17 protein-coding genes are annotated in these 23,143 nt (G+C 46.1%); 5 read left to right on the top strand and 12 right to left on the bottom strand.

The window, feature by feature from the left end; genetic code table 11:
• The first annotated feature begins 277 nt into the window (after positions 1-277).
• Positions 278-1,588: an MFS transporter gene (locus BM191_RS04470; RefSeq protein WP_092875574.1), complete on the top strand. Its 1,311-nt coding sequence runs from the start codon at positions 278-280 to the stop codon at positions 1,586-1,588.
• Between the two features lie 19 nt (positions 1,589-1,607).
• Positions 1,608-3,977, top strand: coding sequence for a glycoside hydrolase family 31 protein (locus BM191_RS04465; protein WP_092875572.1), 2,370 nt, complete (start codon positions 1,608-1,610; stop codon positions 3,975-3,977).
• A 546-nt stretch (positions 3,978-4,523) separates the two neighbouring features.
• On the opposite strand, the gene allB is transcribed toward BM191_RS04465, so the two are convergent.
• From allB to allA, 7 genes are all read right to left on the bottom strand, one after another.
• Positions 4,524-5,888: an allantoinase AllB gene (gene allB / locus BM191_RS04460; protein ID WP_092875570.1), complete on the bottom strand. Its 1,365-nt coding sequence runs from the start codon at positions 5,886-5,888 to the stop codon at positions 4,524-4,526.
• Between the two features lie 55 nt (positions 5,889-5,943).
• Entirely contained in the window at positions 5,944-7,419 is a 1,476-nt protein-coding gene (locus tag BM191_RS04455; protein ID WP_092875568.1) for an allantoin transporter, read from the bottom strand.
• 432 nt (positions 7,420-7,851) lie between these two features.
• Positions 7,852-7,986 carry a hypothetical protein gene (locus tag BM191_RS17370; protein ID WP_269017618.1) on the bottom strand — a complete coding sequence of 45 codons (135 nt, stop codon included), beginning with the start codon at positions 7,984-7,986 and terminating at the stop codon, positions 7,852-7,854.
• 96 nt (positions 7,987-8,082) lie between these two features.
• A complete protein-coding gene (hyi, locus tag BM191_RS04450) occupies positions 8,083-8,859 on the bottom strand; it encodes a hydroxypyruvate isomerase (RefSeq protein ID WP_092875566.1) in 777 nt (258 codons plus the stop codon).
• A 3-nt stretch (positions 8,860-8,862) separates the two neighbouring features.
• Entirely contained in the window at positions 8,863-10,653 is a 1,791-nt protein-coding gene (gene gcl / locus BM191_RS04445; RefSeq protein ID WP_092875564.1) for a glyoxylate carboligase, read from the bottom strand.
• Between the two features lie 85 nt (positions 10,654-10,738).
• A complete protein-coding gene (allR, locus tag BM191_RS04440) occupies positions 10,739-11,557 on the bottom strand; it encodes an HTH-type transcriptional repressor AllR (RefSeq protein WP_092875562.1) in 819 nt (272 codons plus the stop codon).
• Positions 11,558-11,648: 91 nt separating this feature from the next.
• Entirely contained in the window at positions 11,649-12,131 is a 483-nt protein-coding gene (gene allA, locus BM191_RS04435) for an ureidoglycolate lyase (RefSeq protein ID WP_092876157.1), read from the bottom strand.
• A 209-nt stretch (positions 12,132-12,340) separates the two neighbouring features.
• Here allA and allS point away from each other — a divergent pair, with 209 nt between their 5' ends.
• On the top strand, positions 12,341-13,306 hold the full coding sequence (gene allS, locus BM191_RS04430) for an HTH-type transcriptional activator AllS (RefSeq protein WP_092875560.1): 966 nt from the start codon (positions 12,341-12,343) through the stop codon (positions 13,304-13,306).
• 237 nt (positions 13,307-13,543) lie between these two features.
• Here allS and ycgZ read toward each other — a convergent pair whose 3' ends face one another.
• From ycgZ to BM191_RS04415, 3 genes are all read right to left on the bottom strand, one after another.
• Entirely contained in the window at positions 13,544-13,783 is a 240-nt protein-coding gene (ycgZ, locus tag BM191_RS04425; RefSeq protein ID WP_092875558.1) for a regulatory protein YcgZ, read from the bottom strand.
• A gap of 179 nt (positions 13,784-13,962) precedes the next feature.
• Complete coding sequence (locus BM191_RS16735) at positions 13,963-14,241, bottom strand: hypothetical protein (protein WP_177203289.1); 279 nt, start codon at positions 14,239-14,241, stop codon at positions 13,963-13,965.
• Positions 14,242-14,765: 524 nt separating this feature from the next.
• The gene (locus BM191_RS04415; RefSeq protein ID WP_092875554.1) at positions 14,766-15,314 is read right to left on the bottom strand and encodes a hypothetical protein; all 549 of its coding nucleotides are present in this window, start codon (positions 15,312-15,314) and stop codon (positions 14,766-14,768) included.
• A gap of 1,618 nt (positions 15,315-16,932) precedes the next feature.
• Here BM191_RS04415 and BM191_RS04405 point away from each other — a divergent pair.
• Entirely contained in the window at positions 16,933-19,485 is a 2,553-nt protein-coding gene (locus tag BM191_RS04405) for an AIDA repeat-containing protein (RefSeq protein ID WP_230479517.1), read from the top strand.
• A gap of 344 nt (positions 19,486-19,829) precedes the next feature.
• On the opposite strand, the gene BM191_RS04400 is transcribed toward BM191_RS04405, so the two are convergent.
• Together BM191_RS04400 and BM191_RS04395 are read right to left on the bottom strand one after the other, a co-directional pair.
• Positions 19,830-20,789 carry a sugar kinase gene (locus BM191_RS04400; protein ID WP_092875546.1) on the bottom strand — a complete coding sequence of 320 codons (960 nt, stop codon included), beginning with the start codon at positions 20,787-20,789 and terminating at the stop codon, positions 19,830-19,832.
• A gap of 9 nt (positions 20,790-20,798) precedes the next feature.
• Entirely contained in the window at positions 20,799-21,632 is an 834-nt protein-coding gene (locus tag BM191_RS04395) for a DeoR/GlpR family DNA-binding transcription regulator (RefSeq protein WP_230479516.1), read from the bottom strand.
• Between the two features lie 593 nt (positions 21,633-22,225).
• On the opposite strand from BM191_RS04395, the gene pfkB reads away from it, so the two are divergent.
• Positions 22,226-23,140: a 1-phosphofructokinase gene (gene pfkB, locus BM191_RS04390; RefSeq protein WP_092875542.1), complete on the top strand. Its 915-nt coding sequence runs from the start codon at positions 22,226-22,228 to the stop codon at positions 23,138-23,140.
• The last annotated feature ends 3 nt before the right edge of the window (positions 23,141-23,143 follow it).

The following is a 23,143-nucleotide window of genomic DNA, read 5'->3' as shown; positions in this document are numbered from 1 at the left end:
ACTGATAATGAAGTAATAAAATTCATACTTGGCTATAATGTGATCCCATCTAAATTTGGTCAACCAATCTATGCCAGGAAAGTTAAACTGATCACATATTTTCAATAAATTGATCGCCCAATCATAAAAGTATGGTCTAAATCACAATGCTATTTTTTTATCTATAAATAATGATTTACATGGAGTTATTAGCGATATGGAACAGTTTGGTTTACCAATTACATCATTACGAGATACATGGATAGATATATAAAAAACTTATTTCCGGAGTGAAATCATGAGCCAAGGGTTAAATTCTATTCCTACTGGCGTAGAGAAAAAGAAGCGCATCATCCCTAAGTTAAGGTGGTGGATGCTGGCTTTATTTTTGCTTGGCGTTACAGTTAATTATATTACGCGTAATTCTTTAGGTATTCTTGCTCCTGAGCTAAAAGTCGACCTCCACATTAGCACTGAACAATACTCATGGATCGTTGGCGCGTTTCAATTAGCTTATACAATTTTCCAACCTATATGTGGTTGGTTGATTGATGTCATTGGCTTGAAGTTAGGTTTTCTCATTTGTGCAGTGATATGGGCATTAGCCTGTATGTTCCATGCGGGGGCCAGTAATTATATTCAATTGTTAGTTTTGCGATTTATTATGGGGGGGGCTGAGTCAGCAGCAACGCCTGCAAATGCAAAAACGATTGGCGAATGGTTTCCGAAAAAAGAACGCCCCATCGCTGCCGGCTGGGCTGGGGTAGGTTTCTCTGTGGGTGCAATGTTAGCACCGCCCATCATTTACTTTGCCCATTCATTATTGGGTTGGCAAGGTGCGTTTATATTTACAGGTGGAATTGCATTAGTTTGGGTAGCTTTATGGTGGATATTTTATAATTCACCAGATAAACACACTAATCTCAGTAAAAAAGAACTATCATTTATTCAGCAAGATAATGAAGCACCTGCGGTTAAATTGCCTTTCTTTACAGCATTGAAAATAGTTGCCAAAAACAAGCGTTTCTATGGGATTGCCATACCGGCATTTATGGCTGAACCGGCCTGGGCAGTAATGAGTTTCTGGGTACCATTATATTTAGCCCAGGAATATGGTATGAACCTAAAAGAAATCGTGATATTTATATGGCTACCATTTCTTTGCGCTGATTTGGGTAGTATATTCAGTGGATATTTAACTCGCATCTATATACGTATTTTCGGTTTCAGTCAAATAAACTCTATTGTCGCAAGCTCTGTTACCGGTGCATTCTTAATGCTTTCCTTGGCTATCATTGCGATTACACGAGACCCTTATATTGCTATTGTTCTTATCTCTATTGGCGGCTTTGGTCATCAAATTATTTCTTGTATGCTAAGCGCTTTAGTTGTTGAATCTTTCGATAAGGGTCAAATGGCAACCGTCAATGGTATGAGAGGTTCTTGTGCCTGGATCGCTAGTTTCATCTTTTCTCTCATCATTGGCGTGACTGCAGATAAAATCGGCTTTAATCCTCTATTTATTGCAATGGGATTCTTTGATTTAATCGGTGCTATTTTCTTGATTGCTTTTATTGCCGACAGAAAATGCAATAAAATAAAACTCTGAACCAGAAGGTTAATTTTCAATGAAGAAATTAAAAAAATGGGAATTAAAAAACAAAGGTAGTCATAAAATTGAGATTCTTGTTGAAGATAAACATATATTTTATATTTCAGTTTTGGATGAGAAACTATTTCGTGTGAACGTTAAGGTGAATGGCGAATCTAGTTTAGACAGAACCTGGAGTATTGATCCCAGTAATGATATACCCTGGGAAGGTCGGCTAAGAGATGATTACAGTGGTTTTGAATTGCCTGAATTTACACTTGAGGAGTTTGATGATCATCTTATAATATCAACTAATCTGATGCGTGTTACTGTTCATCAACCTCTTTGGCTAGAATGGTCATACCGGAATGATGCAAATGATAGCTGGTCTTTCCTGACAAAAGATAGAACAACAAGTGCTTATTTATTAGATACACAGGGTAATGGTGCGGCGCATTATCAAAGTAGATATAAAGATGAAAGATATTACGGATTAGGCGAAAAAACCGGCCCACTCTTGCGAAACGGCAACCGTTACGAGATGAGAAATTTAGATGCTATGGGTTATAATGCCTTTAGTACAGACCCATTATACAAACACGTTCCTTTTATTATTACTCAGCGTGAAAATATCAGCTTTGGTATTTTTTATGACAATTTAAGCAGCTGCTGGATCGATTTGGGTAATGAGTTAGACAACTATCACAAGCCTTATCGTCGTTGGCAAAGTGAATCTGGCGATATTGATTACTATATATTCTCCGGTAGTAAAATTCTTGATATTACCAAAAGATTTGTCAGACTCACCGGAAAAACAATTTTTGGACCAAAATGGAGTTTAGGGTACAGTGGGTCAACAATGCATTATACTGATGCCCCTGATGCTCAACAGCAACTTCTTAAATTTATCGAGTTATGCGAAAAGCATGCAATACCTTGCGACTCTTTCCAGTTATCTTCAGGTTATACATCGATCAAAGATAAAAGATATGTGTTTAATTGGAATTATGATAAAGTTCCCAACCCTAAATTAATGACAAAATCATTCCATGATGCAGGGTTTAAGCTCGCGGCAAACATTAAACCCTGCTTGTTACAAGACCATCCAAGATATCAAGAAGTTGCTGACAATAGTTTATTTATTATCGATTCAGAAGAAAATAAACCTGAAATTTCTTGCTTCTGGGATGATGAGGGTTCCCATTTAGATTTTACTAACCCTGCGACAATATTCTGGTGGAAAAGTAATGTTAAAACTCAATTGTTAGATATGGGAATAGATTCAACCTGGAATGACAATAATGAGTATGAAGTATGGGATGGTGAAGCACGTTGTTTTGGATTTGGTAAGCCAATAGCAATAAAACATATTCGACCTGTCATGCCATTATTAATGATGCGTGCTTCTATGGAAGCCCAGATCGAATCATCACCAGAAAAAAGGCCTTATCTGATATCACGCTCTGGCTGTGCTGGTATGCAGAGATATGTCCAAACCTGGAGTGGTGATAACCGTACAAATTGGGATACGCTGCGCTATAATATTCGCATGGGTCTGGGTATGAGTTTATCTGGTTTGTTTAACGTCGGCCATGATGTCGGCGGATTTTCAGGTGATAGGCCAGATGCAGAACTGTTTGTACGCTGGGTACAAAATGGCGTCATGCATCCACGTTTCACGATACATTCATGGAATGATGATAAAACCGTAAATGAACCCTGGATGTATCCTTCCGTCATCGATTCGATTCGTTCAGCTATACAGTTACGCTATCGTATAATGCCTTATTTATATACATTATTATGGCAAGCACATTCCGATGATGAACCCATTTTACGTCCAACATTCTTAGATCATCAATATGATGAGCAGACATTTGCAGAGTGTGATGAATTCTTATTAGGACGTGATCTGCTTGTTGCCAGTGTTGTCGAACCTAATGCTCGCACTCGTTCATTATGGTTACCTGAAAATGACCATGGATGGTATGAATATGACAGTGAAACTTGGTATAGTGGTGGTCAATGGGTTAACGTTGATGCACCATTAGAAAAATTACCGTTATTTGTCAGGGCTGGAAGCGGCATACCTGTTTCAGCATATTTGCAATCAGTAAATCCGCATCTTGATAATAGTCGTGAGCTATTATTATTTCCCACATTAGGTCAAAGCACCTCTAATGGAGTAATTTTTGAAGATGATGGTGAATCCTGGGGTTATTTAAAAAACAATGCCCGGTGGATTAATTGGAGGCTTGAAGTTACACCGCGGAAGTTATCACTATCCATCTCGTCAAGAGGTGATTACATCCCTTCCTGGAAGGAAATTATTGTTACTTTACCTAAAAAAGAGAAACGCCCTCTATATATTAATGGCACATTATCCCATCAGTGGAAACTAAACTAATTAGTTTATAAATCTTCAGAGAAGCAAAATACCTCTTTCGGTATTTTGCTTCTCTATAATATTTACTGGATAGATTAAGCCAGAATTCTCAAAGCTACAATGAAGTGGCTGTGATTGGTTTTTCTGCTTTATCATCTTCTGTAGTTCATATAGACAATAGCCATCTATTCAAAAAAAGATAATTAACATCGTAAAAATAGTAATTCAACTCTTAATTCAGGCTGTACCTTAAAACCGGAGCGCCTGAAACTCCGGTTAATCTCTAGTTATGCTGGACTTGCCACGGTGGAAACCGTGGATTTTTAATTGCCTCAGGCACCCGGACGCTGACGGATTTTAAGGGTGCTGACAACAGAACAGACAACGATCGTGCGCGATGCTGTCCAGCACGCCAGATGCTGAACATTCCGTCGCAGTTGTGATAATGAACACTCCCGGCCCCATCACCTAACGTGCCGGCAATAACGGTCATCCCTATCTGATACTTTATTTGCTATACCTTCAGACGAGAAAAAACGCCCGTCGGGTGATGGACGCAGAGGGAAATTACTGTGGCTGACTTTTGATAATAAACTTGCCCGTCGGGGTCGGTGCAAAACCCTGCTCAGAATCATAAATGACTTCGCCACGCAGCACTGTTCTGACAATACGCGCCCCGATGCTCCAGCCAATGTAAGGGCTGACTTTATGGCGATACTCCAGATCTTCGGCTTTCAGCACATAGTGACTGTCAGGCTGAATAAAGACCAGGTCGGCATCTTTTCCGGGCGCAATCCGACCCTTCTGCTGCAGGCCAAATATATCCGCAGCGTTAGTTGACATCAGCCTGGCAAACTGCGCCAGCGGCATGCCCCGTTTTTGAACCGCTGCGTCAAACATCATATCCATGCTACTTTGCAGGCCAGCAATACCGCCCCATGCTTGCATGATGTCACCCTCTTTCATTTCCGGTGGGCAGGGCGAATGGTCGGAGACAATGCAATCAATTTCACCCTTAAACAGTTTGTCCCACAGACCCTGCTGATTTTTTGCATCACGGATCGGCGGCGAGCATTTCGCCAGCGTGCCAATTTCTGCAAAGCGGTCGGTGTCCATCAGGAAATAATGCGGGCAGGATTCACAGGTTACCGCCTGACCTTCACGACGGGCACGCGTGACTTCATCAACACCTTCCGGGCTGCTGACGTGGCAAATATGCAGCCTGCAGCCGGCGACTTTAGCGAGGTAAATCACCCGACGAATGGCTTCAACTTCGGTAAACACCGGCCGGGATGCGACATAATCATGGGCCGTTAAACGCCCTTCCTCCCGTGCTTTATCACCTAAACCATCGCAAATCAGCGCATTTTCACAGTGGACCAGCAGAATATGATCTTTTTCAGCCAGCTGCCGGGCCCCTTCATAAAATTGCCAGTCATTGACTTCGCGAAAATCATTATCGATACCGCGATCGCCACAGGTTGCCACAAAGCACTTGAAGCCAATCACACCGGCTTCATCCAGTTCATGCAGTCGATCCAGGTTATAAGGCACCAGCCCCCCGTACATGCCAACATCGACCGAAAGTTTTCCTTTTGCTGCATCGAATTTAAGCGCCACCGTTTTACGGTCAACGGTTGCAGGCAGCTGGTTTAGCGGCATTTCTATCATGGTGGTGATACCCCCTCTCGCCGCAGCACGTGTTGCGGTAGCGTAACCCTCCCAGTGTGTTCGACCCGGCTCGGAAATATGGGTATGCGAATCCACCATTCCCGGCGCAATAATCATCCCATTCGCATCCATAACTTTATGCGCCTTCCCTAAGTTTTCGCCAATTGCCACTATTTTCCCGGCGTTAATGGCAATATCGATAATCCGGGCTTCATTTTCTAAAATGACGGTGCCATTTTTGATAATCAAATCAAACGACATAGTGATTCTCCAGAGTGATTGCGGAGTTCTTTATCCTCATACTTGAGATAAAACATCATTTTGTAGAATTAATAACTTCGGTTTGTTGCTCCAGAGCTAGCCGTACTAAGTAGAGGTTTTTTCTCTTCAGGATTGCATAGGCGCAGAAAGCAAAAATACTCCCAACAAACCAGGATATGCGACTTAAGAATTCAAGCTGAGGAATAAAATTCCCGCTGATAGAAACGATGACTGCAACCACCGTGACGGAAAAAGCCGTTGCGTTAAAGGCATTATGGCGATGCTTCTTACAATGCATTTCGGTATAAAGTTCATCGAGATCAATCTGGCAGCGCAGCACAATAAAATAGTGCGCCATCATCACTCCGATTACCGGACCTAATATCCCGCCAATAATATCAAGGAAGAGATAGATACTGTGCTGGTCCTCCATCAGCTTCCATGGGCAAATTAATAGGCTAATGATACTGGCAATGATTATGCCAATTTTATAGTTGAGTTTACTGGGAGCAAGCGCCGCGATTTGATAGCCAGCAGGAATAATATTACCAGCCGCATTCGTTGAGATGGTGGTCATCAGAATGACCACTATGGCGAAAATGGTCGCAAACATGCTGTCCCATTTCTGTACAATATCAAGCACGTTCCAGGTATCTGCGCCGAAATGAATGCTGGCTCCGGCGATAATACAGACGCCTGCCACGGCAAACAGCACGTAAGCCACCAGCAAACCCAGCGTTTGTCCCAGTGCCAGACTACGGAAAGAATGAGCGTTTTGTGTAAAGTCAGCAGCGTTCACCGCTGGCGCTGCCCAAACAGCCACCACCGCGTTCATCACGATCAGAAACAGGAAGCCATCGTGGTGAACTTTATTTACACCTTTAGGCAAATAATCAAAGATCGGCCCGATACCTACCAGCGAAATGGCCCAAACAGCCATGCCGCCAAAGACGATATAAATACAGGGATTGAGAATAGCCGTAAATTTATTTAAAACTTTTCCGCCACCCAGTCCTATTAAGACGTTTAACATCCAAAAGATGACAAAGGCAATGAATTCTGGCAGTGACAGGCCCAGCAGTTTGAAATCGCCTCCGAGGGTCAAAAAAGCAGGCCACACTTTTCCCAGCAAGACTAAGAATGCAAGCGAGCCTGCGTAGCACTGCAGCCCAAACCACATAATTGCGGCAATGCCACCTCTCAAAATTCCTGGTAGCAATGCCCCCCCTACTCCATAAGATGCACGCAGCAACATAGAAAATGGGACGCCATATTTACTTCCCGCCGCACCATTTAATATCATCACCAGTGCGATAACAAAGGCGCTCATTACAATGGCCATAACAATGCTCAGACTGGATAATCCAAGAATAAAAAAACCACCGACCATCACATAATTTGGAACGTTATGTACTGAACCCATCCATAACGTGAAGTAATTAAACGTTTTCCAGTTTCGTTGCGATGCATCCTTTGGTAATAGATCCTCACTATAGCCTCGTTGACGATATAACGCTCTATGTTGTTCCATAAAACCCTCTTCACACGTATCGGATTACGTTTCTACAGATTTAGCCATGAGGAACAATTAATATTACTTATTTTTATAATTTTATAAAAAGCACTCTTCCATTAGGAATTATAATTGACAACATTAAAAAAACGCTCGCAAATCTAATGCCAGCGATATTCTTCTCGTAACATTATCGTCGCCAAATTCATCTGCCACAGACAAAATACTATAACCAGACAATGAATTCCGATGCATAGTATTTAACTATTTTTCAATCGGCCAATATTGTGATTTACCCTTATCACCTTTACATGAATAGGCCCAGACTGATAAAGGACGCTATCCTCCTCCCGCGGGCTACAGTGGCCACATCACGGCTGGCACGCTGTCGGGAACTGTGTAAAAATAATGCCAGACAGACCGGCAACCTGCTCTGCCGTTCCAAACGATTTATCCCCCACGTGAAAGTAACGCAGCAGGCATTGCATCGCCAGAGGTTACCTGTAATTCATGTCTCGCTTGAGCCCGCCGCTGCGCCACCGGGACGCCACAAATGTCAGGTTCAATAAATTCAGGTTCCATCATGTTCTTCCTGTATCCGCCTGCTATTGAGGGATTTTTCAGGCAATAAATTCCCGTCACACCAGGCGGAAAAAATTAATGCCCAATAATGTCTGAAAATTAACGATAGCGATTAAGCCATTGCAAACCTGCGTCAGTGGTTGCCAGCGGTTTATATTCGCAACCCACCCAGCCGTCATAATCTGATTGCGCAATAATCCTGAACAGGAAGTCGTAATTAATTTCGCCACTGCCTGGTTCACCGCGCTTAGGATTATCCGCCACCTGCAAATGACCGATACTGCTGGCGTAGGTTTGCATGGTTTGCGTCAACTCACCTTCCATGCGCTGCATGTGGTAAATATCGTACTGAATCTTAAGATTTTCACTGCCAACGTCCTCAATCAGCGACAGCGCCTGCCGGGTACCGCAGAGATGGAAACCAGGCATATCGAAGGTATTTATCGGCTCGATCAACAGCAAAATGTTCTCTTTTGCCAGTTCGCATGCTGCATAACGCAGATTTTCCACCAGAGTTGAATGGATTTGATGCGCGCTGAATCCGGACGGTGTTTTGCCCACAAGGCAGTTAATTTTGTGATTACCCAGCGCTTTTGCATAGCGCAGCGCCTCGCTGACGCCCTGGCGAAACTCCTGCTCACGGCCGGGAATACAGGCCACGCCGCGCTCGCCGTCGGCCCAGTCACCGGCGGGTAAATTATGCAGAGTATGCTCAACACCACTGGCGCTGATTGTTTGTTTTAAAACGTCTATTTCATAGTCATAGGGAAACATAAACTCCACGCCGCGAAAGCCGCTGGCTGCGGCCCTGTCAAAGCGATCAAGAAAGTCGTACTCCTGAAACAACATCGAAAGATTGGCTGAAAAACGCAACATATTTCACCTCACTGATGAATACTTCATGAAACAGGTTTCGGTTGGCGCGTCCTGCGCATTCTCGGTGGTTTCTTCAAACTCTGTGACGTTATCCAGCTCAGTGCCCATCGAGATGTTAGTCACTCTTTCGAGGATAATTTCCACCACCACTGGAACACGGTACTGTTTCATCCATGCCTGAGCCTGTTCAAACGCTGGCGCAATATCCTGCGGTTTAAACACCCGGATCGCTTTACAGCCAAGTCCCTCAATGACTTTCACATGATCAACACCGTAACCATTGATGTCGCTACTGTTGATATTTTCAAACGCCAGCTGTACGCAGTAATCCATCTCGAACGCCCGCTGCGACTGACGGATAAGGCCGAGGTAAGCATTGTTTACCAGCACGTGGAGGTAAGGAATATTGAACTGCGCACCCACCGCCAGCTCTTCGATCATAAACTGGAAGTCGTAGTCGCCGGAGATCGCGACGACCTTACGCGCAGGATCGGCGATGCAGACGCCGAGAGCAGCCGGGATTGTCCAGCCCAGTGGACCTGCCTGACCACAGTTAATCCAGTGACGATCGTGGAATATGTGCAGCATTTGCGCAGCGGCAATTTGTGACAAGCCGATGGTTGAGACATAGCAAACATCGCGCCCAAATGCTTTGTTCATCTCTTCGTAAACCCGCTGCGGCTTGACCGGCTGTTCATTGAAATGGGTTTTACGTAGTAAGGTATGCTTGCGCTGCTGGCAGGCGGTTAGCCAGGCCTCCCGGCAGGGCAAACGTCCTTCAGACTGCATACGCTGCGCGGTGTCAACCAGCAACGTTAATGCCGCTTTAGCGTCGGATACGATGCCCAGATCCGGACTGATCACCCGGCCGATCTGCGTCGCTTCGATATCAATATGGATAATTTTTCGCCCCTGCGTATATTTCTCCACCGACCCTGTATGGCGGTTAGCAAAACGATTACCGATGCCGAAAACCAAATCTGAAGCCAACAGCGTGGCGTTGCCGTAACGATGGGCAGTCTGTAAGCCAACCATGCCTGCCATCAACTCATGGTCGTCAGGGATACACCCCCAGCCCATCAGGGTTGGGATCACCGGCACCTGCGTAATCTCAGCAAATTTTTGCAGTAGTGTAGAAGCATCAGCATTAATAATACCGCCGCCGGCGACGATCACTGGCCGCTCAGCCTGGAGCAACATAGTCAGAGCTTTTTCAATCTGTGCCTGGGTGGCTGCCGGTTTAAACGCGGGTAACGGCGCATAGAGCTCAGGATCAAATTCAATTTCAGCGACCTGAACGTCAAAAGGGAGATCAATCAATACCGGTCCCGGACGCCCGGATCGCATGACGTGGAACGCTTGCTGAAACACACCCGGCACCAGCGCCGGTTCACGCACGGTAACGGCCATTTTGGTCACCGGTTTGGCGATGGATTCGATATCTACCGCCTGAAAATCTTCTTTATACAGGCGCGCCCGCGGGGCCTGCCCAGTGATGCATAAAATAGGGATTGAATCGGCAGAGGCGGAGTAAAGCCCGGTGATCATATCGGTTCCTGCCGGCCCGGAAGTACCAATACACACGCCGATGTTACCGGCAGCAGTTCGCGTATAGCCTTCAGCCATATGCGAAGCGCCTTCAACATGACGGGCTAAAACATGGCGGATGCCACCCTGCTTACGCATAGCGGAATAAAACGGATTGATTGCCGCGCCAGGCACGCCAAAAGCGGCAGTCACACCCTCTTTTTCCAGAATATATACAGCCGCATCCACGGCTCTCATTCTTGCCATTATGACTTCCTTCTTAGTTTATTGGAAAATATTTCCAACAATAGAAAAGTCTAAAAAACTCCCGCTCCTGCGAGCGGGCAGTTGCCTATTGCGCTGGCTTTCTCAGCCCCAGGGCCGTACTGATATCCTGTGCAGTGCTATGCATAAGCTCGCCCTGGCTGACAAACCTGTCCGGGGTCAACCTGGAAGCAGGACCAGAGATAGAAATAGCAGCGACTACTGTACCCACATCGTCATAAATCGCAGAGGCAATGCAATTCAGGCCGGTTATGTGCTCCTCATGATCGATACTGTAGCCACGCATCCTGGATTCTTTCAGGTCTTTTTGCAGCGCGGGCAGATCGACGACAGTGGTGGACGTGAAACGCTGAAGACCGGTATTAACGATAACCTCGACCAGCTCCTCATCGGGCAACGGATAGAGCAGCGACTTGCCGGCACCTGAAGCATGCAGTGGCAGACGACTGCCCAGCGGAGCACACATTCGGATCATCGATTGACACTCCAGCTGTCCAATCAGCACCGCTTCATTACGGTTACGTATTGCCACATTGACCGTTTCGCCAGACATCAGCATCAGCCGACGCATAAAAGGCCCCGCAACTGATAACACATCCCGATTATGGATATAGGCCGAGCCAATATTAAATGCACCCAATCCAATATGCCACCAGCCTAACTGGCTGTCCTGGTTTACAAAATCGGCATTTTCCAACGCCTTAAGTAAACGAAAAGTCGTGGATACAGGTAGCGCCAGGCTCAGCGCAATATCACTGACCGACGAGCTACCACCGCTTTTTTCAAGGTATTGCAAGATGGCAATCCCGCGCTCCAGCGCCTGCGCTCCTTTTACCGCCACCGGAGCCGCTCTTCCCGGTCGGCCTCTCCGTCTTACTTCCGTCATACCCTGATTATCTCCAGCTCAAAATGTGAGCAAATGTATAAGCTTCATGCCCACATCTTATGCAAGATAATCTACAGCGTCATCTGCTACCTTACGCAAAGTACAGCTCACAGTCAGAAATCGACATCACGTCACAATTATCCTGACCGGCGCGATCAACGGTGAGAAAATCAATTTGTTTTTGCCAGCCGAAAATCGGGTGGTGCCATATGTTACGGTGATAATTTACTCCCTGATGGCCATTGGAGATAAACGCGCGCAGCGTATCCAGATCAGGTTCGGTATCCCCAGTGGCAACAATTACCACAAAGGGCTCACCATTCATTGGAATAAAAGCCTGGCTACCCAATGGATGGCGCTCCAGCCTGGAAAAAACGAGCGGTAGCTTCACCGGTTGCGCCCGATTGATGCTGATAAGCGCCCGGTCCTGCTTGAGAATATCTACCTTCGCAAGATCATGGTAACGTTCAACGGTGCCATCATTGATGTAAAAATAATCGTTCCCGGCGGTTTCAATAACGTCTCCATAGGGGCTAAATGCTGTCCGATTAAGAGGTAACACATTGATTTTAATGGCACAAGACATTTAACAATACCTTTATTATATGATTACATGTAAATAACAAAGTGCATGAGTGCTAATCTAGAAGCATCAAAAAACATCGGCAAGATAAAATTGAAATATTTTTCCAAAACAAGATTGAACCCACAGTTATACAAACCGTATTATGAAAAAAATTGAAAACCCTATAAGGACATCTTAGGTGATAGGAGTTGCCCTGCATGCTGGATCCTGAAATTCTACGCACCTTCATCGTCGTTGCTGAAACCGCTAGCTTCTCAAAAGCAGCCGATAAGCTTTGTAAAACCACAGCAACCATCAGCTATCGGATTAAGCTGCTGGAAGAGAATACCGGCGTGGCACTACTGCAACGCACCACCCGCAGCGTCTCCCTGACTCCGGCAGGCATGCATTTACTTGAACAGGCGCGTGAATGGCTGAGCTGGATAGACAGCATGCCCGGGAAGCTGCGACAGATTAATGACGGCGTCGAGCGCCAGGTGAATATCGTGGTCAATAATCTGGTTTACAGCTCTGCGGCTGTCACGCAGCTGCTTGCCTGGCTGACCCACCGCTATCCGGTTACACAGTTCAATTTTTCACGGCAGATCTTTATGGGGGTATGGGATGCGATGCTGCACGACGATTTTTCACTGGCGATCGGTGTAACCGGCACTGAATCGCTGGCCGAAACCATCGCCATCGCACCGCTGGGTGAAGTGGAATGGCTGTTTGTAATGGCCGCAGATCACCCTTTACGACAGCATGCTGACCCGCTGACCGAAAGCCATTTACGTCAGTATCCTGCGATTAACGTTGAAGATAGTGCCAGAAAACTGACCCGGCGGGTGGCCTGGCGGCTGTCAGGCCAAAAAGAGATTCTGGTGCCTGATTTGGAAACTAAAATTGCCGCCCATCTTGCGGGCATCGGCATCGGTTTTTTGCCAGCGGCACTGTGCCAGCCGTTGATTGCCCAAGGGGTATTATTAAGCCGTACTATCCCTACCATGCGCGCTCCCTCTCCTTTAAGCCTGGCCTGGCGCAAAGATCTGAGCGGCAGCGCCGTTCAGGAAATCGTGAGGCTTTTTCACCACTCACGTCAGGAAATAGCCGGATTTCTGTCGCCCTTTAACGCCGCGCAATACAAAGAGGCCGGCTGCTGCGGTAGCATCATCAATACCGTTTAAGACCGGTGGGTATAAAGTACCCATGCACAGGATAACTGAGATCATTTGGCCTTTCGCCATTAACGTCTGAAACGGATGCGATCTTGAGTAAGACCGCTTCTCAGTGTTTCTCAGCGCGAACGTATTAAGCCCATATGGCGGCCGCGATCGAGCGGTGAGATAAGGTATGACCATTAATCTGCATGCACCTCTGGCAAAATGAGGGTTAACGGCCCGATCAGAGAGTACGTGCAGGGCTTACTGCTCAAACAGCATGCCAATCAGCGTCTGATAGCGCTGCTTCTCCTTTCCGGTCGTGGCCAGCTCCTGACCTCTTAACAGTCTGGTGCAAATCGCCTTACGGTTGAGATGTTTTCCTGCCTGGATAATCTCGACCACAATATTTCCCAGGATTTCCTGCTGGGATGGAAGCACTGCGTCACTGACATAATCGGCAATCTTACGGTCAGTCACTGCCAGGGAGCCGGTATGATGCATAGATACCTCTTCTTTGGTTAAACGTTGAGCGCAACATAATAACGATAAAGTTATACAAGAAAATAATTTTTGTACAGATATAATGTTAGTTAATCGTTTCAACCGGAAAAGGCATAGCCGATGAAGATCACGTTGGCCTGAAGGAATGAGTGGTACGCAAAGGTGCAAAAATAAGAGGTTTAGACGAGCAGAAAGCGTGTTTGTAGAGAGGAAAGCGTCATCCCTGACATAAATCTCCGGCCGGCGCGCCCGGAAGCGCATCCGATATAAAGGTTATCTGTCATCGTCGTTTTCCGGCCGGAGCCGGACCACGTCTCCAGCGTGTTTTCCCTCACCGTCATCATCATTGCCTGCCAGCCAGTAAAGCGCTGGCGGGTTTCTCTGACCCGGCTGTCTGAAACACCTGAGCCAGTGAGTGGCATCGGATATTTGTATAAGCCGGAGGTCGCTGATTTCATTTTCGGCAAACAGCCTGAGCTGTGCAAGGAGTGTATCGACACTGATGTCCTTATCACTCAGAGCAAGACTCAAAGCCGCTTCACCAATAAGGGTTTGACCTGATTCATCGTCGTGAAAAAACACGGTATATCCTCCTTAAATGAACGGGTGATAACCTCGTTATTAATCGTAGACGAAAAATACCAGAGTGCGTCACCACGGACAGATACATCATTTGCGAGTAATTTAAGATGGATTGAAGAGCGGGATTCGCCAAGTCTAAGAGGCGCTGATGAACCGGTTATTGACGAGCGAACCCTATAAGGCTGTCGAGCTACTGTAACTGAAGAGCGAAACATAGCTATATCTTCGACACGAACAGATTGCGATGCGAATACTTCGCTCCCCTCCTCAGCCCAAGATCAGCGCCTGTATCAACATCAGAGGCACAATTTTCGATAACAGTGACATCTGAAAGATAACCTGATAAGGCGGGTTAATAAAAATAGCTGCCAAGGTTATCCGGTTTTCCATAATAAGATAATTAGCGGGCGTTTTGTTGGCTGGGTCGTAAGCGGGATAGAAGCGAAGGTGCTAAAGGGATTCCCGACTGCTCAAAAACCAATTTCTTGTACAGTTTTTCTTCGAATGAATAAATCACGGGCGGTTTTAAATTATAAAGAAGGGCAATAGATCTAGTATCCATACCATTTGACATAAGCCGCAGTATTAGAAACTCATGCTCAGTGAGCGGCGGCTGCTCTGAATGCGTTTCCAATATTTTTTCATTTTGTGGAGAGGTGGTAATGATACGGCTTATAATCTCCATTTTTATGCTCGACTCAAAGACCGCAAAGACATTTTGATATCTTTTGAGAAGATATTTAGCGATAGACATCAGTCGGCGAGAGCAGATAATGACGTATTTCCTGTCATCAGAAAGTGGTATAGCTCTGAGAAACAGGCTGAGCGTTGACTCATTAAGATTAATAAATGTGAGATCTTCCCGCATAACACTCTGATTTAGCTCAATAACACCGCCGCCAAATAAATGATCATTCTGGGGCCAGTAAATCCTTTTAGACGCAGACATATAACCTCTTTTCCTGAGGAGTCTTCACCAAGAGTTTAAACCCAAAGTATTAAAAACACAGCCAATGATAGATGAAAAGATATCTGGCACTGCTGTGTAGAATTAATTAAAGTTCTTAATCTACAATATTTATATAGTACACCAAATACTTTATTCGTTAAAGTCGATCAATACGTTAAATATCATCGTTAATAACTATTAAACTAACTTAACCGATCGTTGTTACTAATATGTTTTCTACTTCTTCATACTCAGTTTTATTTACTCCTCCACAAAAAACTCACTACCTCCATAGAGTGGAATAAGCGATGGATATATGATAAAAATCTGCTTTCGCTATCATTTCTTAGCCATTCATTCAATCTAAGTACGGTATCAGCCTGCTTGTCGCTCTTCCCACCTTGCATTTTAATTAGGGGTATACTGGCAAGTTTTAAATTGTCATAAATCTTCGCGGTGTTAAGGCAGAGACTATATGAATATTTTTCAATCGGAATACTTTTGACAATACGGCCAGAATTAACACCGTCATACATATCTAAAAAAAGTGCTTATGACAGTGAACACTTCACCCGTCACACCGATATTTCCCTCGACGGCCTAGCTGATGAACTGTCACGTTTACCGGCACTCAGGCGCGACAGTACAGGCGTTAGCACGACCACAATTAAAACAAGGGGGCTCGTCTGCACTGCCAGCCAGGTTTGAAAAGAGAATCATCCGACGCCTTGCGCATGACAATGCTCACACCGATAACCCAGGTCTCAGGCGGGTTCGCAAACCCGCTGCGACTCAGACCCCGTCGAGCAGCATGAAAACGCTATCCTGAACGCGGTATAAAACAGTTCGCCTAATAAATTGAGTTATCGCCATGTCTCATCGCTACAAACGAAGCGTTTAACCACCGTTTAACTAGCTTTTGTATAATCCTGCGCTTGGCTTACAGCTTAACTGGACTGACCAGAGCATTAAACATCATCCGTGTTTCACTTTGCCTTAGATTCTGTGTTTAACAATGATGTTGCTTTCTTTGTTAATTCACAATGAATCCGGTTCTGTCACACAAAGCCTCATGGCTAAAGAGTTTTAAACTGATTAACCGTCTCGTAAGGACAAAAATGATGTCATTCGACTGCATGACATCATTTGCCATGTCGAAGTGTTCAGTGTATCTGTGGCGACCTGGCGCATTACCACCGCCTGCATAATTTGAAAGAGAGGATCGTGAGATACTCTCCCAGCCATAACGCGTTGCCGTACCACGCTCACTGGCACGTTGTTTTACTGGATGACTACGTTCTCTGCAACGCCACGTCGCGTATGCCAGGCAATCCTCAGAAAAGTATTTAACCCAATTCAGGTTTCAGCTTCAGAGCTGGCCATGTTGACGTCTTTGCCGGAACAGGCAGGCTTCATACGCAATAACATAACAAAATGCAATTCAGCTTAACGACTTCGCAGCGGCTTTATTCCGGCAAAAAAGTTTAAATATACATCAGTAATAAAGAGAAATCAGATGAACAAAAGGTACAGGCTCGCTTGGATTATGTTGCGAAATGTGGGGGTTGCAATATTGAAACCTATCAGATACCGCGTATATCAATCATGGATGTTGAAAATGATACCAGGCACATTGCTGCTTTCCACCCTAAGCGGATATGCCACGGCAGCCGATTACAACGGTACCCTACTAAGCTTCATGCAACACCAGATGATTTTAGTGAAAGACATTGCCGCAGACACCAAGATAAATAGCGATGAACCTCCGTTATTAAACAATGGCTCTGGGCTACTCACCACGGTGAATTCAGACGGTTATCAGGATATATTTCAAGGCGGGGAGGCTACGGCCACCACATTAAACGCAAACGATGTACAGAATATTTACAGAAATGGGCGGGCCATCTCCACCACGATAAATAATAAAGGAACCCAGTATGTCAGCGGAGGCTCGGTGATATCCACCATAAATAACGGTGGAGAGCAAACCATTGAAGACGGCGGCATAGCGATAGGTACGATAGTCAATGCAAGGGGCACTCAGCGTGTCAGAAACGGCAATGTGAAGTTTAGCGTATTAAATTCTGCTTCAAAACAATATGTTAGCAGAGGTGGACTGGCAACGTACACCACGGTAAATTCTGGGGCGCGTCAGCATGTCTTTAGTGGAGGGGTAATTAGATCGACGACACTCAAGGCCGGGGGATTTATCAGCGTTGCTGACGGGGCAACGGCAACCGGTGTACAACAACTACCGGGAAGTGCGATTTTTACGATTACCCGATCGACTTTGACCGGTACCAACGTTAAGGGTGATTTCTCTATCAGGAACGGCGTGGCCCGTAATATTTTACTGGATAACGGTGGTAACCTTACTGTATCAAAAGGTGATACGGCGTGGGATACCACAATCAACGCGGGCGGCACGCTCAACATCAGCGATGGCGGTATACTGAATGGCGTCACTACGTTAACTGACGGCGGCGTGATCGCGGGAAACACGGTTATCAACGATGGTGATATGAATTTTTCACTTGATGCAACAGAAATCGGGAACGGCAACCTTACGGGAAGCGGTCAACTCACCAAGTCTGGCACCGGCTCTCTCATCCTGGGGGGTGTTGTGGCTCAGAAGCAGATTAACCTCAACGCGGGATCGTTGGTGATGGACGGTCTGCAGGCCAAGACTAACATTATTGCCCAGGCGGGAACGTCACTGTCACTGATTCATCGCACTACGCTCACCGGTTTTATTGACCCAACCGATGTAAGCATTGACAGCAGTAGTACCTGGAACCTCACCGATAACGCGCAGGTGAATAACCTGACTCACGCTGGCAGTATTACGTTTGTACCTGCACAGGGTTCCTTCACACCGCATACCCTGACCGTAAAAAACCTGACCGGTAAAGGCGGTACTGTCACTCTTAATAGCGTATTGGGCGACAGCAGTTCTCCGGGCGATAAGATCGTGATTGATGGCGGCCGCGCCACCGGTAATAGTGACCTGAAAGTGCGCAACCACGGTGGCCTGGGCGCACAAACGACAGGCAGCGGTATTGTTCTGGTTAAGGCCATACACGGCGCGACTACCGACGAAAAGGCCTTCAGACTGAAACAGCCGATAAAAGCGGGGGCTTATGTGTACAGCCTGTACCGAAACGTCGACCAGAGCTGGTATCTGACCTCGCAGCAAATGAACAACGATAGCCCGCGGGTAAACTACCGCGACGCCATGTGGAGCTATACAGCAATGCCGTCGCTGTCCCTCGACTATGATCGCCTGGTCGCAGGCACAGCCGACACCCGTTTTAACTATGCACCAGAGAGCAGGATCTGGGGCCGTGTGGCAACAGGTCAGCTTCACAAACCTGGCAAAGGCGGTCTCACGGAGGGCGGTATCCCGGCCAGTAACAGCACTTATCGCTTTTTACAGCTTGGTGGGGATCTATGGCAGCTTGATAACGAAATAGCCAACTGGCGTGCGGGTGTTTACGGTGCCACAGGTTTGATGCGTAGTGATGTCTGGCGTGAAGTAAGCCGCACATCAGCGGGTAGTACTCGCGATACAGTCTACACTGGCGGGGTCTATCTTTCGGGTCACCTCCATAGCGGCCTGCATCTGAGCAGTTTGCTGCAGGTCAGTCGCCATAGCCTGAATGCCACATCCAACGACGGTACGCAGCTGTCCACCAACGGCACCGGATGGCTGGCTTCAGCAGAAGCGGGACAGACCTTCTTTTTTACAAGAGCGCTGACTCTGGAGCCGCAATTGCAGTATACGATACAGGGTCTGGGCATGAATGATGGTCGTGACAGCGCCGCCTCGCTTCACTGGTCTGACAGCCGTCGCCAGTCGGTACGCGTAAGTCTGAAGTTAGGCACATATCAGGATGCAAAAACCACGCTGGCCTGGTGGGTCGCGCCGTCATTAACTCAGTCGTATGGCGGACATAGCGGTTTCACGGCTTCAGTACCTGCGGTGACCGCCTCAGATACACGTTTTCGCAGCAACCTGTCGGGCACTCGTGCCGGCCTCAACGCTGGTTTAAGCGCTCGCATTCGTCAGAATACGGCGCTGAGCGTCCAGGGAGGCTGGTCCACGTCGCTGAACGGTAGCGAAACCGGCGGCTATTACGGACTTGTTAACCTCACTGTATCGTTTGGCTAACCGGGCATACAGGTATCATCAGTTAATGGTAAATCATACAGCGCGGTGATCCAGCATCACCGCGCTGATATCTGACGGATTAGGGGAATCTACCCATTCATCCTGATAGCCCTGCCTCCGCTAAACAGGATACGAAATGGTGTTAACAATGGAGTGACCGAGCATGGCGCGCCGGGGGTATATCATTTCTTCCTTTATTTACGTATCAAAATATTGCAGCGCGCCTATCCTCTCAATTGATGTAACACCCAGAGAATAGGCGTATTGCCGGATTCAAAAAGGAACTCAGGCCATGTAAACCATCGGTACCGCACGGCAACGTTCATCTCAGCAGGGCGCTACGTTCAGTGAGTGGAAGATAAAAGATTTTCTATCTGTGTTAGGGATGACAACCCCTCCATAGGGCCTCTGGACGAGACTGCCAGCGCGCCGCTGGCGTTGGCATACGCCAGCGATTTCTCTTCCGAATAGCCAGCCAGCAGCAGGCTAACAAACGTTGCACCGAAGCAATCTCCCGCGCCTGTTGGATCCACAACACGGGTAGCCAGCCCTGATACGTGACACTCACTGATTTCCCCATTACATAAACGATAATGGCTTGCGCCTTTAGAACCTCTTTTGATTACAATATGTTTTATTCCATTATTTAACAGCTCATTGACGACATCACTTTCACAGTGATCCTGGGAACTGGAAAAATGGGACACTTCTCCCTCACTGGGTATAAAAATATCGGTATACTCAAGCACGTAATCTAAAGCCTGCTCCATTTCAGGAATATTTAGCATTTCCTTCCTGATATTGGGATCAAAGGAAACGGTTCCGTTATGACTTTTTACAACTTCAATTGCTTTTCGCATCGCATCAATCATACGAAAAGAAAAAAGTGATGACCCCATTATATGAATATGCTGACATTGATTTAATAAACCTATATCAAGATGCTTTGCTGTAAAGTGGCCACAGGCGCTATTCGGAATATTAAATATAAAATCACGATCTATTTGGTTACGATAACTAACAAATGCGGTGCCCGTGGGGGCTTGATCAATAATAGTGATACCATCAGTTATAACGCCTTCATGGCGCAGTCTTTCAATGTTCAACCTACCGAAGTCATCGTTACCCACGCAGCCAAACAGCGTAGATTTATAGTCCAACCTGGCGACTTGCGCTGCAAAAATTGCGGGCGCCCCGCTGGGATAAGGGCCGATAAATTCGCCAGGTTGAGTGAATCCCTGATTGGGATTCCTGGAGAGAAATTCAACTAAAAGTTCACCCATGGTGCAAATATTAACAGACATAGCCACTGCTTATTCTCCGGATAAGTTACGGTTAGACCATGTAAAGCATTCATTATTGCTGTAGCATATATTGAAACCGACTTCGGACAAGAATTGTTGATACTGCTCATTGATAAAACGACAAGTTACGAGGTTTTTCACCTGACAAATATTCCCAATCATGGAAGCGGTGCCGGATATTTCACACACGGGGTCAAATATTGAAATTATGTTTGCAGCCTTATCAAAACAGCGTTGATAAGATGACGCCAGTAATGATTGGTTGATCATTAAGCCACCGTTAGCGCCGGGAGGGCTTACTTCTAAAATACAGTGGTCGATAGTCGAGCGCTGAATGACATCATCAAAGGCCTGACCTGTCAGTAACGACTCCGGACGGATAACCTCATCACCCGCAACGATGATCTTACCATGTAGATATTGCTCAGCCAGCAGCACATGCTGTAAATCATTCACTATCAGTCGTAACTTTTTCTTTTCACAGAGAAAAGGGATAATTCTGCGACAGGTTTCTCCCTGCCCCAGAAAAACAGTCTCCTCGTCAGAGATCAATCTTGTACATTGACGTGCGATTTCAAGTTTGTGCAGAAGGTCAACAGGTTGAACTGAAACGGAAGATTCATATTTTGAGGGGAGAGCAGAAACAGCAGGTGTGGCTATTGCACCACCAAACGAACGCTTCAGATAACCCTGTTGTTCAAGGTAGTTGAGATCGCCCCGGATAGTCACCCCAGTAACGCCAAGAAGTGCAGACAGGTCATCAACTTTTATTTCTCCCTGCCGCCCCACTAATTCAGCAATTTTTAGTCGGCGCTTTAATAAGTTAGACGATTTTCTGGGCACTGGTCCCCCGCTCATAATCCGATGAAGAAGCTACTATAGCGCCCGATACTTTTAATTGATAGTAATGCCAATTCAACTGACTGCTTCAATGTTGATGTCACCAAAAACGATGAACGCAATCGCGCCACGCTTGAATAAAACGCTTAATATCAATTAGTTATTGATAATCATTTCGAGTGTTAAAAATTTAAAAATGAAAGTTAAGAGCTTTTAAATATTTCGTTTTGAAAAATTAATTGAGGAAACGTGCTTCTCATCACATAAAAAACCGCCAGATCTTGATATATTCTTTCAAAATGAAGGCATTATGCTTATAGCTTCCTTTCAGCAAGTAAAGGACATAACAACCCAGCAGCTGGCTGCCTACGTTGGCACCGTAAAAGAGGGTCATCCCGATATTTCCGTCCCGGGAAAGGAGCATTGATGTAAATGAAAATAACAAAAGAGACTGTCGTTGTTTTCCTGAACGCGCGGATATGATCACTCACGGCGCGTTTAAAAGCCTGGCAAAACTTCGTCGATCATTCCCGGCGGAATGACCATTTATCCGACTGTCAGACCTGCTGTTCTGATAAATAATGAGGTTCAATACTGTGATTTATACCCTGACACTCAACACTGCGATAGATATGAATATTTCATGTGATCCTGTAACCCCCTCAGTGGTTAATCGTACGCATCGTACAGATTATTGCCCGAACGGTAAGGGGGTCAATGTTGCGCGGGTATTAGATCGCTACAATCAGCCTGTAAATATTATGGGAATTTTTGGTGGCTTTACGGGGCGCTATATTGTGGAGGAGCTTCAGAAAGAGAATTTTGACGTTATTCCAGCTTGGGTAAACCAACCCACAAGAATAAATATTTTTATTAACGATGGCGAGCATGAATATAAATTACTTAATCCGGGAAGTCATGTTGATGATGAATGTAAGCGCCAGGTGCTCCACCATCTGAACAACCTGAAAGAAGGTGACATATTGGTCATCAGTGGCAGTCTGCCTCCGGGGATAGAAAGCAGTTTTTACCACGAAATAGTAGCCGCCTGTCAAAATAAAGGCTGTGAGATGATTCTCGACATCAGTCATCCGGTACTGAAAGCGCTAATTAAACAGGGTCCTTTACTGATTAAACCTAATGATGATGAACTGGCGGAAATCTTCGGGCTGGCGATCAAAACCCACCAGCAGGCCAGAGAGGCGATGGCGTTTCTTCATCAATCCGGTGCCCGCAATATATTGCTGACTATGGGTGCCAGGGGACTTTATTTTTCAGATGGAACCGATCTCTGGTTTTGTACTGCGCCTGAAATTGAGCTGGTTAGCTCCGCCTGTGCTGGCGATGCGGCACTGGGGGCTTTTTTGAGCGTCTGGCTCCAGGGGGGAGATATCAGTGTGGCGCTTCGGTTAGCCAGCGCCACGGGCGCAGATGTGGCCGCTTCAACGGGACTTGGAACGTTCTCACGGGTGGAACAGTTAATGACGAAAACAGAGACCGTCAAATTATAAGAG

It is taken from the genome of Izhakiella capsodis, assembly GCF_900115045.1.
Lineage (GTDB): Bacteria > Pseudomonadota > Gammaproteobacteria > Enterobacterales > Enterobacteriaceae > Izhakiella > Izhakiella capsodis.
Note: the sequence above shows the minus strand (reverse complement) of the source record. Positions and strands in the feature narration are given on the sequence as shown.

Coding starts and splice junctions, on each gene's coding strand:
- allS (WP_092875560.1), top strand. CDS start 12,341: ATGCTGGATCCTGAAATTCTACGCACCTTCATCGTCGTTGCTGAAACC.
- ycgZ (WP_092875558.1), bottom strand. CDS start 13,783: ATGCATCATACCGGCTCCCTGGCAGTGACTGACCGTAAGATTGCCGAT.
- BM191_RS04415 (WP_092875554.1), bottom strand. CDS start 15,314: ATGTCTGCGTCTAAAAGGATTTACTGGCCCCAGAATGATCATTTATTT.
- BM191_RS04455 (WP_092875568.1), bottom strand. CDS start 7,419: ATGGAACAACATAGAGCGTTATATCGTCAACGAGGCTATAGTGAGGAT.
- BM191_RS17370 (WP_269017618.1), bottom strand. CDS start 7,986: ATGATGGAACCTGAATTTATTGAACCTGACATTTGTGGCGTCCCGGTG.
- gcl (WP_092875564.1), bottom strand. CDS start 10,653: ATGGCAAGAATGAGAGCCGTGGATGCGGCTGTATATATTCTGGAAAAA.
- BM191_RS16735 (WP_177203289.1), bottom strand. CDS start 14,241: ATGAAATCAGCGACCTCCGGCTTATACAAATATCCGATGCCACTCACT.
- BM191_RS04470 (WP_092875574.1), top strand. CDS start 278: ATGAGCCAAGGGTTAAATTCTATTCCTACTGGCGTAGAGAAAAAGAAG.
- hyi (WP_092875566.1), bottom strand. CDS start 8,859: ATGTTGCGTTTTTCAGCCAATCTTTCGATGTTGTTTCAGGAGTACGAC.
- BM191_RS04465 (WP_092875572.1), top strand. CDS start 1,608: ATGAAGAAATTAAAAAAATGGGAATTAAAAAACAAAGGTAGTCATAAA.
- BM191_RS04405 (WP_230479517.1), top strand. CDS start 16,933: ATGATACCAGGCACATTGCTGCTTTCCACCCTAAGCGGATATGCCACG.
- allB (WP_092875570.1), bottom strand. CDS start 5,888: ATGTCGTTTGATTTGATTATCAAAAATGGCACCGTCATTTTAGAAAAT.
- BM191_RS04400 (WP_092875546.1), bottom strand. CDS start 20,789: ATGTCTGTTAATATTTGCACCATGGGTGAACTTTTAGTTGAATTTCTC.
- allR (WP_092875562.1), bottom strand. CDS start 11,557: ATGACGGAAGTAAGACGGAGAGGCCGACCGGGAAGAGCGGCTCCGGTG.